Below are 16,635 nucleotides of genomic sequence, written 5' to 3'. Positions count from 1 at the left end.
GTCTGTCACTATAAATATACATCCCGCAAAAGAACCGAGTTCAGCTCACTGAGCCACTGGACATCCAGTCCCGCCTCTTCAGCGAAGAACCGTACCGGGAGGAACAATCGGCTGCCGCTGGCAAATACCGGCGCACTCAGCTTGATCGTCTCCTGCTTGCCGCCAGCCGTTATTTTTGTAATCATTGCTGAATCCTGCTTGAGCGTATAAGTAACACCATTTTTGCTGACGGTTGCCTGCCGCTGTGCATATTTCACGTCATAGCCCAGCTTCTCGGAAATGACTCTGAGGGGTACGAAAGTGGTTCCGTTCCGGATGGCCGGCACTGCATCTGTCTGGATAGGATCATGATTATACAGCAGTTGTATCGCCTTGGCTGCCTTGAAACCCGCCGGAGGCGCATAAGGAGCTACAATCCGCACCAGATTGTTGCCAAGATCCGCAATGGCAAATGAGCCGTCACCCAGCAATGCAATTCCTGTGGGCTTGTTCAGTCTTGCATGTCCTGCAAGCCCGTTGGCCTTTCCGCTCTCCTCCGGTGTACCGGCAATCGTCGTTACCTGGCCCTCCTTCAAATAGCGAATCGCATGGTTCAATGAATCTGCGATCAAGAGCCCGCCTTCCGGTGTGACTGCCAGACCGCGCGGCGCACGGAATTGAGCGCTGGCTGCAGCGCCGTCAGCAAAGCCGCCTTCAGCATATATCTGATCCGGCCCGTAGACCACCTTGCTGCTTCCCGCTACTGTTGTAACTGTGCCTTTGGCAAAATCGATGTAACGGATTCTCTGGTTGCCTGTATCACTCACATACAGATTGCCCTTTGCATCCAGAGCCAGGGCACTCGGCTCATTGAACTTGGCTGATGCAATCGGGCCATCCGCATAATCCCCGGCCATATCCGCCATGCCTGGGAAATATTCCACCGGCCGCTGGGAAGGGGCGTTCAGCGTGCTGACTTTGCCGTCTGCAATTTTGCGTATAACATGATTCAGTGTATCGGCAACATAGATGATACCGTCAGATGTCGTAACGACATCAAGGGGCGAATAAAATTTGGCATCATCCGCCTTGCCGTCTGCAAGTCCGATCAAACCGTTCCCGGCAACCGTTGTCACCTTGCCGCCCGGCGTAACGCTGCGGATTGCGTGATTATCTGCATCGGCTACAATAACCATGCCGTCTGCCTTGACACTCAAGCCGGCTGGCGACTGGAAGAAGGCGGACGTTCCGGAACCGTCATTCAAGCCGCCGGTCAGCATGCCGTGGCTGTCCTCTCCCCAATCCGATCCGGCCCGGGTCGATACCTTGCCTCCTACAATAGCGCGAATACGCTGATTGCCCGCATCCGTAATTAGCAGCTCACCTTTTGCAAACGCAAGCGCAGCAGGTCCGCGAAATGCAGACTTGGAGGCATCCCCGTCCTGGTAATTCAGTTCTCCTGTACCTGCAAGCACATGGACCTCGTATAACGGAGCACGGTCTAAAATCTGATCCTTACCCGGCTGTGCATAGGCAGCAGCCGCCGGAACGGCAAGCAGGACTGCCAAAGCCGTCACTGCCGCTGTCTTCAACAATTTATTCATGGCTGGCTCCTTTACATACGTGAATTTACTGCAATTTATATCGGTTACCCGCACGGTTAATTCGTTTTTACAAGTTTCAGGTTTAGTTCGCTGCCAATCTTCACATTTTGTACAGGCTGACCGTCGGCATTAACTGCAATAATTTCAGCGATGCGGAACTTGACATCGTAGCTCCCCGCACCGGCCGGCAAATCACGGACGGTAAACGGCAGCTTCACCACCGTGGTCCAATTGCGGACGGAAACTGTGTTGCCCTTGAACTTGGAGACAGCGTAGAGGACCGTGCCTCTCTGCGGATCAGGTCCGCTCTGCGAATGCTTCACGAAATCGACGCTTTGGGCATCATCTACTGAAGCCCCTTCAGGCTCTACATCGAAAATCCCCTTGCTCTGCCGGTAAGGAAGCGGGTCAGAGAGGAACCTGTCATATTGGAATTCAATATGCCCGCTTTCATACTCCAGGCGCACCTGATAGCCCGAAATGGAGCGTGCGTTCTCGAAGCCTTGAAGCTGAAGCTCCAGATTAAAGGCTGTTCCCGGAGCAGGGTTGGTCAGCGTTCCTGAGCTTGCAGGGGACAACAAGATGACCTTGGCAGCGGTATCCGGCGTTGTAATCACAGTCCCTCCCCCGCCAGTTGGAGGTTTCACACCCGAATCCGGATCCAGCGCTTTTTTATCATCCTCGAACCGCTTCTTCTCCTCTTCGGTCAGCTTTTTCTTAAGCGCTTCTTCGGCAGCTTTTTTGAGCGCCTCCTCCTCCAGACGGTTCAGCTCCGCCTGTCTGGCTTTTTCAAACTCCAATTTTTTTCGCAGTTCTTCCTGCTTCTTCCGGGCTTCCTCCGCCTTTTTGCGTTCCTCATTCATTTTGGCCAGGCGCTCTCTTTCAAGCTTGGCGGCCTTCTCCATCTCCGCTTTTTCCTGCTCGCTAAATTTGAGCTCCTCCACCTTGGAAAGATCAATTTTCTTTCCATCCGGCAGGCCCGGATTTACAGCGTCTACAAGCTTCTTCATGTCCTCAAGAGAGAATTTCCCTTTATCAATTGCCTGTTTGGCAATATTTGCGATCAGATGATCGATATTGTGCTGATACCGTTCCAACGAATCCGCATCATTTACCGGGAAAGTTGACGGTACATCGCGGCCGATTTGCTCGCTCATCTTCTTGAGCATCGCCTCATTTTCCTCATTTATATTAGCTGCATCCTGAATAATTTTCGCAATTAAGTCCGGAGACAAATTTTTGATAAAATCCGTAACTCCTAAAAATGACAACTGGGATTGAACATTGCCTTCCCCGGCAGCCACGAGCAGATTTTGAGCGGGATAAAGGTAATAGGCCTCCCTTGCCTTCCCGGCTGGAGTCACCTGTACAGTTCCTGCAAAGACAGCCGTATGCTGTGTCCCTGTCACAGGAGAGACGCTGACAAAAAACTGGGTTCCCCGCACGCCCATAATGGAGGTCGGTGTTTCGATCTCGAACGTATCGCCGGCATTGGAGATCGACTTCACCTTCACCCACATGGAACCAGCCCAGATGTTCATTTTTGACTTGGTGCCCTTGGCATCGGACAGCTTGGTGAAATCAACCTGGGAGCTCTCCCCGATCGTTACCGTATCCTCGTCCGCATCCTTGCTGGACAGCTCCAGCACCACGCTTGCCCCGGCGCCAGTTGTCAGCGTATCGCCTTCATTGAGGCTCATCTTCTTGAATGCCTTGAACGCCTTGGTACCGCCGGACTTTTTGACCTTGACGTCCCCTTTCAATTCTTTAAGCACCGCTACACGCTTCAATGCTGCCGCTGCCGCATCACGCGAACCCGTCAAGACGGCAAGCGGGCCAGCCAGCAGCATTAAGGCCAATACGGAAAGCAGTATTTTTCTTATTATCATTCTTTAGTGCTCCTCCCGGGAATCTAACTGCTATACGGCTCTTTTTCCGACAATACCGCATATACCCTCACTGGCAATTCTTTGCCTTTGACTTTGATTTCTCCCATGTCTTCCAGCTCGAACAGCCCGCCTGTACGCTTGTACATTTCTTCACTTATCAATATCTGTCCTGGCTTCGCGTTCGACTCGAGACGTGCTGCCAGATTCACGGTATCCCCTATCGCTGTGTAGTCGAGCCGCAGCAGCTCAGAGCCGATATTTCCGACAACCGCAGGACCACAGTTGATGCCGACGCCGAATTTAACGCCGATTCCGAACTTCTCGATACATTTTTGCTCCAGTATGTCCGATTGCTTCTTCATTTCCAGTGCAGCACGAACTGCCAGCTCAGGATGATTCGTGAGCTCTACTGGTGCGCCGAAGAATGCCATCACGCCATCCCCGATAAATTTGTCCAGAGTCCCGTTCCATTTGAAGACGGCTTTCGTACAAATATCCAGGTATTCGTTCAGCACCTGAATGACCTCTTCCGGCTGGAGACGCTCTGACATAGGGGTGAATCCGCGGATATCGACGAAGATGACACTAATATCCCGCCGCTGGCCGCCTACCTTGATTTCCTCGCCGGAAGCAAGCAGTTCATCCACGACACTGCGGGAGACAAATCTCCCAAAAATATTCGTCACCCGTCCGCGCTCCCGCCGCTCCGCCGTATAATGGGATACGATCGCCCATACTAATGCAGACGTCATAGCCAGGAAAGGATAGGTAAAGGAAATAAATAAGGAGAAGAAGAAATAAATGCTCAGCCAGCACATCACATACAGCAAAGCCAAAGCGATATAAATCATAAAAGATATCCTGCCTCTATATCTCTCAAAAAGCAGCAAAGACAGCAGGGTTAAAGCAATGATAATCGCATAGTTAACAGCTTCCGGCGCTTCGAAGTAAAAGGCTCCCATTGCAAGAGATTGAATCATATTGGCGTGAATTTCTACACCGTACATGCGCAAATTTTTGCTTAAAGGGGTCAAATATTCATCCTGCAGGCCGGAGGCCCACGGGCCAATCAGCACAATACTGTTCTCAAAGTATTCTGCAGGAACCTCGCCACTGAGCACGTTAAAGAAGGATTGCGTATCATAGCCTGTATCGGTGCTGATCGCTTCCCTCGGCTTGGAGAAGAAATCCGTCGTAACCTGATTTTTGCTATTGAGCGGAATTGGCCTGTCGCCCCTGAACCACTTAGCCTGCGATGGGTCGTAACGGATTTGTTTGTCTTCATCTAATATGTAATTAGCCAGCTTTACGCTGGCAGCAGGGACCTCTTTCCCCTCCAGGTCCGGCAACCCGATTGTCAGCATGCGAACCGTACCATCCTTGTCCGGCATGACATTAATATGACCCGTCTGTTCCGGAGGAGCGCCAATCGTCGAAGCCGGGTAAATTACCGATTCCGTCTCCAGCCTGCCCTTCTCCTCCTGCCTGACCTTCATATCAAATACAACTGGCAGAATGATATTGTCATAGCTGCTCATCACCTCGGCCATCGCCTCATCGGCTTCCGGATTCTGGCCCGGCTCAGCGAGCACGATATCGAGAAAAACCGCTTTCACTTTTGCTTCCTCAAGCATCGAAATCAGCTGTGCATACAAGCTTCGGTCCCATGGAAACTGTCCCAGCTGCTCTAGCGAGGCATCATCGATTTTGATAATTTTAATCTGATCGTATGGGGCACGCTCCTGATCCGACATCTCGCGCATCAAATCCCTGAGCGGAGCTTCGATGAAGTTCAGCATCCCTCCTGTGCCAAGACTGGCAAACAGTGACCAGAACAGGCTGATAATAACCCCCGCGGCTGCAATTTTGGGCCACTTCCGAATGAACACCTGCTTCCTCCCTCTCTGTCTGAAACACCTTTCTCTTATTCTATTTCACGCTTTCCATAGTTGACAATACAAAAGCAGTAAAAACAATGTATTCAGATCAAATTTCACCCAAAAATGTGATCCAGGTCACAAAAAAAAACCCCTGCTGCCGGGGCCGGGGGAATTTGAAACGATCTATTTCAAATCATTAAGATTACATATTAAAAGGTTCGTCTGCAATTTTGATTGAATCCGTCGGACAGCCGTCCGCCGCATCCTGAAGATCATCGTACATATCCTCTGGAATCTCGGTTACGCCGCGATTGCAATCATTATTGAAAATAACTTCAGCAAGGCCTTCATCATCGTAATCATAAATGTCAGGAGCGGTTGCCCCGCAAGCCCCACAGGCGATGCATGTGTCTTTCTCTACCCAAGTAAACTTAGCCATGGTATTCCCTCCTATATTCTATCATATGATACTATATCAGAATTACATCTAGTCATCAACATCAAATGCTTCCTCGTCCAGTTGCAGGGAGGTTCCCCGAATTTTCTTGTTCCGGATTAAAGCGGAAGGGTCATCTCCAAGCATGCCAGCCGTAAGCACGGCACTCTCCCCGAATTTATCGCGGAGCGAGTCCATGACCTTGGTCAGCGCTTCTTTCTTCGGCTGCTCCTCATAATCAAACAGATCAAGCTGCAGCGCCGTATCTTGCTTCGGCGTCAGATGATGCAGCGCCACCCCAAGCAGACGGATCGGCTTGCCGTCCCGCCAATGGTGCTTGTACACACGGCTTGCCTCTCTGTATATATCGTCGGTTGATTCAATAGGCGCATTCAGCGTACTGGAACGGGTAATCGTCTTCATATCCGGTGTGCGAATCGTAATTTGGATTCCGGAGGCAATCAGCTTATGCCTGCGCAGTCTCCTGCCCGTCTGGTCAGCCAGATTAAGCAGTACCCGCTTCACATCCTCCCACTCTGTTACATCCTGTGGCAGCGTTGTCGTATGTCCAATGGACTTGTTCTGCTCCCGTACAGGATTGACGTCAGAATAATCATACCCGTTCGCCGCCTGTTTTAGCCAGGAGCCGATAATGCCAAATTGCTTTCGGAGCATGGATTCATCGGCCTCAGCCAGCTGCCCGAGTGTCGTAATATTTAATCGCATGAGCTTGTCAGCTGTTTTGCTGCCTATTCCGGGCAGGGTGTCACAGCGGCGGTTCCACAATACCCGCGGCACATCTCTTATGCGCAGCACTGTCAGCCCATTCGGTTTATGCATGTCACTGGCTACCTTGGCCAGCAGCTTGTTCGGTGCAACGCCAATCGAGCAGGGCAAGGACCATTCCGTGCGGATGCGGTACTGGATCATCTCCGCAATCTCCAGCGGCGTTCCGAATGACTTGGAGCCTGTTATATCCAGATAACACTCATCGATGGATACCCGCTCGACAAGCGGTGTGTATTGGCTTGCGATGGACAAAAAGCCACGCGAATACTTCCGGTACAAATCGAAATCCGGCTTGATCAGCACAAGCTCCGGACAATGGCGCATGCCTTCCCGTACGGTCATTCCTGTCTTGACGCCCCGTTTGCGCGCCGCATAAGAGCTGGTCACAATAATGCCCTTGCGCAGCTCTACGCTACCTGCAACGGCCGTTGGAACTCCCTTGTACCGGGCCGGCTCCTCTGCCTCGTGCACGGAGCAATAGAAGGCATTCATATCCAGATGAAGGATTACTCTGCCGTTGGCAGGATAATGTTCATGAACGGACTTCATGATTCAGCCATCCCCTTTTTTCGCCATATCCAATAATGATCATACAACGATCTGTTCGCTCCGGCAACCGAACAGAGCATGTCTGAATCAAGTCCGGGCTTCCAGCTCAGGCTGTTGAAGCAGTATTTTCAATATAAGAAATAGAGACAAGCGTAAATGGCTTTGTCCGCTGTGAGGCAAAAGCTTCATTCCTACAGAAATAGAATCCCTTATAAAGTGAAAGTTTATTAATACTTATATTCATAGAAAAAAGGAGCCTCTAAGGGCCCCTTTAATCGGGTGGATCAGTGGAATCAGAGCTTCAATTACTCGATTCCCAGCATCCGGTTGATGATTACCGCTGCCTGGGCACGGTTAGCGATTCCCTTCGGCTGGAAGGTTGTCGCTGTCATGCCGTTGATGACATTGTTCTCCGTCAGAAGAGCAATTGCATCCTTCGCATAGGAAGCCATGCTGTCCTGATCTTTGAATTTTGCCAGTGCGGCTGCCGCATCGGCTGCTGTCTTGTTTTTAACGGCTTTCAGTACATTCGCACTCATAATGGCCATTTCTTCACGGGTGATTGCACGGTTTGGATCGAATTTGTTGCCGCCCACGCCTTGGATCAGACCTTTCTCCACTGCGGTTGCTACATACTCGTAGTACCATGCATTCGATTGAACATCTGTGAAATCTACTTTCGCTTTGACATCGAGCAGATCAAATGCTCTAACGAGCATCGTAATAAACTCAGCGCGTGTCACATCCTTCGCCGGAGCGAATTTGCCTTCTGCCACACCTTGCAGAATTCCCTTCTTCGTCAAAGCCTCAATTGCTTCCTGAGCCCAGGATGCAACAGGTCCAAGATCGGTAAATGCAGGTGTTTCCGGTGTTTCCGGCTTTTCCGGTGTTACTGGCGTCTCAGGATCAACTGGTTTTCCAGGGTCAACAGGTGTGCCAGGGTTAACCGGACCTCCCGGATTGGACGGGTAGTAAGGCGCTTCATAATCTGTTGCAGTTGCATTGTAAATCGCGTTGGCAAGCAGACGGAATTGCTTTTGACCATGTGCGCGATGAAGCGGCTCGTTGGAGAAGTATGTCAGGTTCAGCTTGCCAACATTATAAGTGAAGGCTACAATCTGGCCTTTAATCGCTTCATTGCCAGGCCACCAGCCGGCTTTAAAGTAATCTGCATCGTTGCTTACAGTCGCAATGACTTTAGCGTCGTTAGGAACGGACGTGATGTAAGAACCGGATGCCGTGTATAAATATTCATTGCTGTCATATGGTGCTGTAATGACATTGTTTTGCGACAGCACGGATTTGAACAGCCCTTCATGTGATCTGAATGTCGTCTTGAAGGTGAATCCGTCCAGCAGTTTGGACTTGTCAAGAGAATCAAGTTCCGCTCTGCCAAAGCCGATATACGGCTTGCCAGTGCTGATCAAATCTTTATTAAAGCTGTTTACCAGTACATCGCCATTCGCTTGATCATCAACCAGGTTAAAACCAAGCTCTTTCAATACATAGGTAGGGAAAATGCCTGCTGCAGCAACCTTCGCTGATTTCAGCAATTTGCCGGACGTGCTTGCATTCCCGTTAAACGGTACAACTTCCAGGAAGTATTTCGACGAGACCGATTGCAGGCTCTCTTTGGAAACGAGGAAGTCTCCCGTTTCATAGTTTGAGCCGCCGCTAGTCAGCATCAGAACTCTTTTGTTATTAGCCAGCAGTTCATTCACTGCTTTAATAACGTCATTATTCGTATTGCGCAGCACGTAGTTGTCTACATTAGCAGAAACCGATGTTGCAGGAATTTCAACTTTCGCAACCGGATTGGTTTTGCCTTTGAAAGCATCTGCCTGGCGCACAACATAGCTGTTGAATCCGCGCATATCCGGGAAGTTCTGAATGATATCGGCGTACAATGCATCATAATCGGATACATTAATTCCATCGTAAAGCACAAGGTTTGCAAAGCCGCGTTTCACCTGATGCATGTTCACAATGTAGCTGCCCGCAGGATATTCGACCTCTCCTACTTTGACCGCTTGTGCAGATTGCTCCACTTTAACATCATTGCGCAGCAAGTATTGAACCATGCGGTACACTTCAAGCTGGTTCTTTTGCAGTTTTTTGTCCAGCGGCAGTACATAATACTCAGGGAAGAAGTTCGCATTGTCCCCGCGCGGTCTGCCAATTTGTTCATGCTTGGCATTGATCAGATATTTGTCGACTGCCTCGCCCACATCTTTATTGTTCAATCCGCGCTTAAAGATTTCAAGCTGGTTAACAAAGAGTTTCTGCGTATTGTTAGCGATATAATCGATTGCAGCAACTCCACCATAGAACAGAGCTTTGGAAGACTCCTCGTTCAAGGATGGAATTTCAATGGTGTGGCCCAAAGAACCTTGGTGCATCGCGTACACAGCTGTGTAAGCAGGTGATGCGTCATCCCAGCCAGTTACTTGGGAACCCGGCTTAGGCACATAGTTTGGATCTTCTGCTTTTTTGCGGTTTTCCTCATAAGGAATGTGATAGCTTGTATACGATGTATTCGCAATACCGGCTTCACCAAATGCAGTTGCCAATTCAATCATATTGTCGATCACAAGATCGTATTCAATGTTCGGATCATGCGGCGGCGTACAAGGCTCAATCAGGAACCCGCCAACGAAACCATGGAAATCCAGGAACGAGATTGGCGACCATTTAGCAATTTCAGCTGTTACAATTTGAGTTTCCACTTGCGTCTGGTACGAGTTGTCGCGGTTCAGGTCAAATTTATTGGCATTTTCCCGCGTGTTCAAATAACGTCCATCAGGGTTTTGCGTATAGTTGATTAGGAAGAATACATGATTCAATGCTTCATCAACATTAAAATCAATGGATGTTTCCTGGCCGTCTTTGTCTGTTGTTTTAAATGTAACGATTTTGTCCTGAGACAGGGCTTTGAACAAATCCAGAATGGCATCGACGCCTGGAGCTTCATCCGGGTGAATGTTGTTGATCCAGATTGGCACTTTAAATTCTGTATTTCCGGATTTGATTGCTTCTTGCAAAGCTGCAGGGTCCTGCTTCATCGCCGGCAATGTCTCGTTCAGATACTTGTCGACAGTTGCTTTGTCTTTAGCCAGAACCGTGAACTGAATATCACGCCCCTGAACTGATTTGCCAAGAACGGAAGTATTGATATAACGATCATTCAGCTCATTAGCTTCCTTGGTGATTCTGTCAATTGCAGGCTTGATTTCATCGAATGTATGATAGCCATCATAAACGTTGAGTTTCATTTGCGTTGTTGCAAGCGTGCTTTCTCCATCCTTCAGCGCCAATTGGAAAGTTCCAATTTGGGACGGGTACAGTGTACGGACTGTACGGCTGGAGAGGTCGTTGGTCGGGATATCAACATAGATTGTGTTGCCTTGTTCATCTTTCTTAGGTGTACTAAGAGTATACATCAAGTCAAAAGCAATTTTAGCTTTAAGTGTAGTTCCTGTAACTGTAGGTGCTTCCACCAAAGTAATGAAGGGATCTCCATCATATTGCTTGGATGAGCCTTTCCATTGCTTCCAGGCATTCAGCGGTTTGTCGCCAAAAGTGAACTGCAACTTGCTAACATCAACATCTTGACCATTCAGTTCGAATTCCACATCAATAACACGTTTCTCGGTCATGGAAACCTTGTCATTGCTGACTCTCAAGCCTTGAATTTCAGTTACAAGCCCAGTCAGAACCTGGCTGAACGTGGAAAGTCTCTCTTCAATACGGCCCGGATAGTTCTGTGCAATAAAGTTCAGATCATCCTTGGCAGTATGCCAAATGCTACCATCTTTTTCAGTCTGGGTGTAGCCATCCTTTTCTCCAAGTGCCCAGTTTGTTGCTTCCAAGTATGCTATAGGGATACCTGCTGCTTGGAATGGAGCATGGTCACTCCAGTTACCTGTAGTCCCTTTCGGGTATTGAGGGTTGTCACCAGGATTGGTTTGCAGCTTCAAGTCCAGTCTTTGGGCAATCGCAAGACCCGTTTCCCGAACCCAACCGCCGTCTTGTTTACCACCATAGATATACATGTTATCGCCAGCAATAACGCTATCCAGGTTAATCATTGCAACTGTGTTTCTAATTTCTTCAGCAGTCATTTGGCTCTTGAAGAATTCGGAACCCTTTTTACTCTGCTCTTCTCCACTGAATGCAATGAATTTAATCGTATACGGTGTTTGAATATCTGCAACTTTTGCTGCAGTTTCCAGCATAACGGCAACGCCGGATGCATTGTCATCTGCGCCTTTACCCGCAGTTACGGAATCGTAATGTGCGCCTACGATAATAACTTGAGGCGATTGTCCCTTTTTAGTAGCAATAACATTTTGAGATTGGAAAAAATTACCTCTATTTGTAAAACTGAAGTCCTGAAGTTCCGTTTTAAACTCTAGCTTTTCAAACTGTTCTTTAATATAAGCACGAGCCGCTTGTTCTCCGACAGAACCAGTTAAACGGCTTCCGATTTCTAAAGCAAGCTTCTCGACATGCTTATAAGCAATTGCACCCGGTGCCCCTTCTTCAAAGCTTACACCAGGGATTTCTACTACAGGATTAGCTTCTGCTTGAACTTCTTCTACTTGACCAGTTTCCTCAACAGACTGAGCCGGTTGTTCAACTTCAACAACTGGTACATTCGTCTCCGTCTCCGGATCAGCAGCAAAAATGCTAGGCGTTATAACAGATAAAGCCAGCACTAATGCCAAAAACAGCGAGGTAAACTTGTAAAACAATTTGTTTCCTGACACTTTTATTCCCCCTTAATTGAATTGAAAAAGTTGTGAACAAAGAAGATTAGATGCATAAATATACGTATGTAGCTAACCTTGCTTCATGGACAACCCCCTAACAAGATTGAATTTTGTATACCAAATTATGTATACAATATAAATCAAAATGCATACTTAAACGTAAGGTATTATAACATCGGAGATTTGTATCGACAAGAGAATTTTAAGATTATTTTAATCTAGTTTTAATGTAAGTGAATTCATATTATAAATATTACAAAATATGTATTTATTAAATATAGATATAAAAAAACACATAGAGTCATAGACTTTAACCCAAAAGAAGTACTTTTCCGAGTGTCTATTTTACGGGCTACAGTTTAAAACTCCATGTGGTTCATTCAAAAGTACAGTTATTAGCTATTTTGAACTTATTCCGATTGCTGTTTTTTCTTTTATATGAATTTCAAATTCAATTTTCGGAAACGGGGATTCATTCGTTGTCACTAATTTATAAATATTCGAATCGGCTGTAGGTTCTAAATGACTAAAATATTTATCAGGCATCAACCCTCCAATATCTCTAACCGGTAAATCTAACGAAATATACAATTCATCTGCGCTCTGCAGATTTTTTAAATAGAGTCTCGCGGAACTATTTTTTTGAAATAAATTAACAAGCTCGATACAATATTTGAATTGTCTGTCATCTGTCCTCTTCCAGTCCGCTAAGTTCTCATTTTTTACCAAAATGATCAATGATATTGAAATGATTAACATAAAAAAGGAAGGTATCCCGATCATAAGAAAAAGAATTGTTGTTACCAGATCTATTCCTCGATTAAAGTTTGCGGTAGATCCAAGTGTGAACCAGGTAAGGGCAAACAGATTAATGATGCTTGCTCCTATTAGGAGGGACTTTAACTTGCCAGACGTATTCACCGCTCTGTCGGCAGCAAGCGAAAATAAGAGGAATTAACCATCAACCGACAAACCCAACTATCTTTGAATAATAAAAATAAGAAAGACAGGCTTGTCGGATATAGTCCATAGAGTCAATTTAGTACGCGGGGTACTTACCCCTTCTGTATCTTCGAAGGGTTATTTATCTTATACGGAACAGGATGTTTCGTCAGCTTTTTGGCTACGACTTTGGCGTCAAAGGTCAGCATGTCTCCGGCTTCGAGCTCCAGCTTTTTCAGGGTTGCACTGTAGCTGGACCAGGCATCGCCAATTTCCAGTTCAGGCTCCACAATAGAGACCAGCTCATAAATAATAACCTCATCTTCAGTCTCCGTGAAATGATTCGGCACACTAGTGAACTCCTTCACTGTAGCGGTCATTTTCACTTTATCCTCCGGCAGTTGAAGCTTCAGCTTCTTTTCTTTTTTCGCCTTGGGTTTCGCTGGCGCTTCCTCTGCTGGAGTCTCTACATTGCCGAACAAATCGACGACCGAATCTGCCGAATCCTGCTTGTCCGGTGAACTCTCGCCGCTCGCAACTGTTTCTTCAATCGGTGCAAGCTCCTCAAACTGAACGTCCTCAAGCGGAGTGCTTTCTGCCTGCCCTTCGGCTTTCGCATCCTGCGGATTTTCGGATTCTGCTGTGCTCCCGGCAGTTTTCGAGTCAGACGATCCTTCTGCAGAAATCTCTTCGGCAAGCGCTGAGAACCTTTGCCCGTAATTCGCCGCCTGCATTTCCTTCAAATAGGAGGGATGGATGCAATGCCGCTGACCATTCTCAAATTCAATGACAGCGGTCAGCTTGTCCACAAAACCTGCAATCGTGCAAGGCAAATTGACGCCGCCTGCTTTATAGTAAAATGCTTTTGTCTTTGTCGCCTTATCCGACAGAAGCCCCCAGTCCTTGCAATGTGCAATCTGTTCCTCTTCATTCTCGAATGCCTGATAGAAGTCAGGCTTGATCAAAAATGCATATGCTGTCACGATGACACGACCTTTCTATGAAATATCTACAACCTACGTTACATTTTTCGCGGCAAAATTGCAATCCAATCGTTTTTATGTAAAAGTAAGCCCAATTACACTCGATTTAACTCTGCACCATCTGTGAAAAAGAAAGACATGCAGCATGGTCTGCATGTCTCATTTATTCCCCATCCTAATCTCACTCAGTCCAGGGAAATGTGCTTAAATTTCTATAATCCTGTACTCTCTACGCCATGAGATTCACCGCTAATTTTTCCTCGATGTTAGCTTGGCCTGTGTAAACAGCAGCAGATAATCATGGCCGCCTGCCTTGGAATCTGTACCTGACAGGTTAAAACCGCCAAATGGATGAGCACCGACTAAAGCTCCCGTACATTTGCGGTTGATGTAGAGGTTTCCACAATGCATGTGTTCCAGCGCAACTCCAATCCGCTGTTCGTCGGCCGAAAAATAGGAGCCGGTAAGCCCGAACTCGGTATGGTTGTAAATGCGGATCGCATCCTGCCAATCTTTGGCCTTGCTGATCGCCAGCACCGGACCGAATATTTCCTCCTGCATCAGCACCGCGTCTTCAGCCACGTCGGAAAATACGGTCGGCTCAATGAAGTAGCCGCTGCCGGGAGCTTTCCCCCCGCCTGCCAGCAATTTGCCTTCGGCCTTCCCTTTCTCGATGTAATCGAGAATCCGCTTATAGGAGCTGTTGTCGATGACCGGACCGACAGGCACATTATCCTCAGGGAGACCGACGATTAGCCGCGCAGTCCGTTCCGTGATTTTATCCACCAGCTCGTCATACACATCCTGCACAATGATTGCGCGGGAGCCTGCGGAGCATTTTTGTCCCTGAAAGCCAAATGCTGAAGCAACAATTGCATCCGCCGCGGCATCCAAATCTGCCGTTTCATCAACGACAATGCCGTCCTTGCCGCCCATCTCCGCGATCAGGCGCTTGATCCAGATTTGACCTGGAGCCTGCCCGGCCGCAAGCTGGTTAATGTGCAGCCCGACCTCCTTGGAACCGGTGAAGCTGATAAAACGGGTCTGCGGATGCCCTACCAGGTAGTCGCCAATCTCGGAACCGCTGCCCGGAAGGTACTGAATGACATCTGCAGGAATGCCTGCCTCCACCATTACCTCATAAAATTTGTACGCAATGACCGGAGTAGTCGAAGCTGGTTTAAGAATAATTGTATTACCTGCAACTACGGCTGCCGCTGACATCCCTGCGCAAATGGCCAATGGAAAATTCCATGGCGGGATGACAATGCCAACTCCAAGCGGGATGTAACTTAGTCTGTTCGTCTCCCCTGCAACCGGAACCAGGGGCCGGTGCTCGTTAGTTTCGTCCAGCCGGATCATCTCACGCGCATAATATTCAAGGAAGTCAATTGCTTCTGCTGTATCCGCGTCCGCCTCTCCCCAGTTCTTCCCGGATTCAAACACCAGCCGGGCGGAAAACTCATGCTTGCGCTGACGCATCAGATTTGCTGCGTTGACGAGCAGCGCTGCACGCTCCGCTACAGAAGTCTTTTTCCACGATTCAAATACTTGGAGCGCAGACTGCATCGCCTGTTCGGCCTGCTCCAAGCCTGCCTTGCTCACTTTTCCGATTGTCTCACCGGTATGAGCCGGATTAATGGAGATGATCCAGTCCCCTGTATACACTTCCTTGCCGCCGATATGCAGCGGATACGTGCGGTTCAGCTCTCTTTTGACATGGGCAAGAGCTGCCAGCATCTCGCGGCGGTTTTCTTCCTTGCTGAAATCGGTGAACGGTTCATTCGTAAACGGTGGAAAACTAAGCTTCTTCTCAGACATGTCAATCGCCTCAGCTTTCGTTAGTTTGTACCTGCCAATTTACAAAATCCGCTTGCCCAATGTTGAAGCAATCAGTTGAGTGGCGAGCCGCGCCGTCCGCATGTTGTAATCAATCAGCGGATTGACCTCCACCAGATCCATCGACGTAATGCGTTTCGTCTCTGCCAACAGTTCCAGTGCAAAATGGGCTTCGCGGTAAGTCAGGCCGCCGGGAACCGGCGTTCCAACTCCCGGTGCTTCCAGCGGGTCCAGACAATCCATGTCAAAGCTAAGATGGATGCCGTCTGTTCCGTTTCCGGCCACCTCAAGCGCTTCTTTCACAACAGCCTGAATTCCCATGCGGTCAATCTCATGCATCGAGAAACAGGTAATGCCCTCAGAACGAATATATTCCTTCTCGGCAGGATCCAGATCACGTGCGCCGATAATCACGAGATTTTCCTTTTTCAAAAGCGGACCTGCTCCCGGAATATCCGTCAGCTTGAACCGGGACCGGCCAAGGGCAACCGCAAGCGGCATCCCGTGTATATTTCCGCTGAGTGTCGTGTCCTCCGTGTTCAGGTCCGCATGCGCGTCAAACCAGATGACGCCAAGGTTCGGGCAACAAGCGGTAAGACCTGCCAACGAGCCGATCGCGATGCTGTGATCTCCGCCAAGCACAAGAGGGAAGGCGCCTGCTTTGACAGATTTCGCTACCTGCCCGCATAAAAGCCCGCTCATGGCCGTTACCTCCTGCAAATACTTGGCTTTGGCCGAGCCGCTCCCTGCTGCTGCTGCCGGCGCCGGACAGTCAATAACCACATTACTGCGGAGCGCAAGTCCGTCAATCGCCTTTAATTGTCTGCCCAGGCCTGCCTGCATCATGCTTTCCGGACCAAGCTCGGTTCCCGCCCGGCCGCACCCCAGCCAAAAAGGAACCTGAATCAAATCGACTTTCTTGCTTTGCATCATCATACTCATCTGTTTCCCCTCCCTGATTGAGTAAAAACCT

General features: G+C 48.5%; 9 protein-coding genes. All 9 read right to left on the bottom strand.

From position 1 onward, the window contains the following. Nucleotides 1-8: 8 nt before the first annotated feature. Entirely contained in the window at nucleotides 9-1,583 is a 1,575-nt protein-coding gene (locus tag H583_RS0122925) for an NHL domain-containing protein (protein ID WP_051236859.1), read from the bottom strand. 56 nt (nucleotides 1,584-1,639) lie between these two features. Continuing rightward, entirely contained in the window at nucleotides 1,640-3,472 is a 1,833-nt protein-coding gene (locus H583_RS0122920) for a FecR domain-containing protein (protein ID WP_028562518.1), read from the bottom strand. 23 nt (nucleotides 3,473-3,495) lie between these two features. Continuing rightward, the gene (locus H583_RS0122915) at nucleotides 3,496-5,361 is read right to left on the bottom strand and encodes a CHASE2 domain-containing protein (protein ID WP_051236857.1); all 1,866 of its coding nucleotides are present in this window, start codon (nucleotides 5,359-5,361) and stop codon (nucleotides 3,496-3,498) included. Between the two features lie 193 nt (nucleotides 5,362-5,554). Continuing rightward, the gene (locus H583_RS0122910) at nucleotides 5,555-5,791 is read right to left on the bottom strand and encodes a ferredoxin (RefSeq protein ID WP_028562516.1); all 237 of its coding nucleotides are present in this window, start codon (nucleotides 5,789-5,791) and stop codon (nucleotides 5,555-5,557) included. A gap of 48 nt (nucleotides 5,792-5,839) precedes the next feature. Next, on the bottom strand, nucleotides 5,840-7,126 hold the full coding sequence (locus tag H583_RS0122905; RefSeq protein WP_028562515.1) for a DNA polymerase IV: 1,287 nt from the start codon (nucleotides 7,124-7,126) through the stop codon (nucleotides 5,840-5,842). Nucleotides 7,127-7,431: 305 nt separating this feature from the next. Next, entirely contained in the window at nucleotides 7,432-11,895 is a 4,464-nt protein-coding gene (locus H583_RS37900; RefSeq protein WP_028562514.1) for an S-layer homology domain-containing protein, read from the bottom strand. A 1,058-nt stretch (nucleotides 11,896-12,953) separates the two neighbouring features. Further along, nucleotides 12,954-13,823, bottom strand: coding sequence for a hypothetical protein (locus H583_RS0122890; RefSeq protein ID WP_036710518.1), 870 nt, complete (start codon nucleotides 13,821-13,823; stop codon nucleotides 12,954-12,956). Nucleotides 13,824-14,072: 249 nt separating this feature from the next. After that, a complete protein-coding gene (gene pruA, locus H583_RS0122885; protein WP_028562511.1) occupies nucleotides 14,073-15,644 on the bottom strand; it encodes an L-glutamate gamma-semialdehyde dehydrogenase in 1,572 nt (523 codons plus the stop codon). A 39-nt stretch (nucleotides 15,645-15,683) separates the two neighbouring features. Beyond that, complete coding sequence (gene rocF / locus H583_RS0122880; protein ID WP_342663550.1) at nucleotides 15,684-16,604, bottom strand: arginase; 921 nt, start codon at nucleotides 16,602-16,604, stop codon at nucleotides 15,684-15,686. Nucleotides 16,605-16,635 lie beyond the last annotated feature (31 nt).

It is taken from the genome of Paenibacillus pinihumi DSM 23905 = JCM 16419, from assembly GCF_000422505.1.
Taxonomy (GTDB): Bacteria; Bacillota; Bacilli; order Paenibacillales; family Paenibacillaceae; genus Paenibacillus_D; species Paenibacillus_D pinihumi.
The sequence above is the reverse complement of the archived record's forward strand: the minus strand, read 5'-3'. Positions and strand labels throughout refer to the sequence as shown.

Excerpts from the sequence above, each read along its gene's own strand:
- H583_RS0122925 (WP_051236859.1), bottom strand. The coding sequence starts at position 1,583 with ATGAATAAATTGTTGAAGACAGCGGCAGTGACGGCTTTGGCAGTCCTG.
- H583_RS0122905 (WP_028562515.1), bottom strand. The coding sequence starts at position 7,126 with ATGAAGTCCGTTCATGAACATTATCCTGCCAACGGCAGAGTAATCCTT.
- rocF (WP_342663550.1), bottom strand. The coding sequence starts at position 16,604 with ATGAGTATGATGATGCAAAGCAAGAAAGTCGATTTGATTCAGGTTCCT.
- pruA (WP_028562511.1), bottom strand. The coding sequence starts at position 15,644 with ATGTCTGAGAAGAAGCTTAGTTTTCCACCGTTTACGAATGAACCGTTC.
- H583_RS0122920 (WP_028562518.1), bottom strand. The coding sequence starts at position 3,472 with ATGATAATAAGAAAAATACTGCTTTCCGTATTGGCCTTAATGCTGCTG.
- H583_RS0122910 (WP_028562516.1), bottom strand. The coding sequence starts at position 5,791 with ATGGCTAAGTTTACTTGGGTAGAGAAAGACACATGCATCGCCTGTGGG.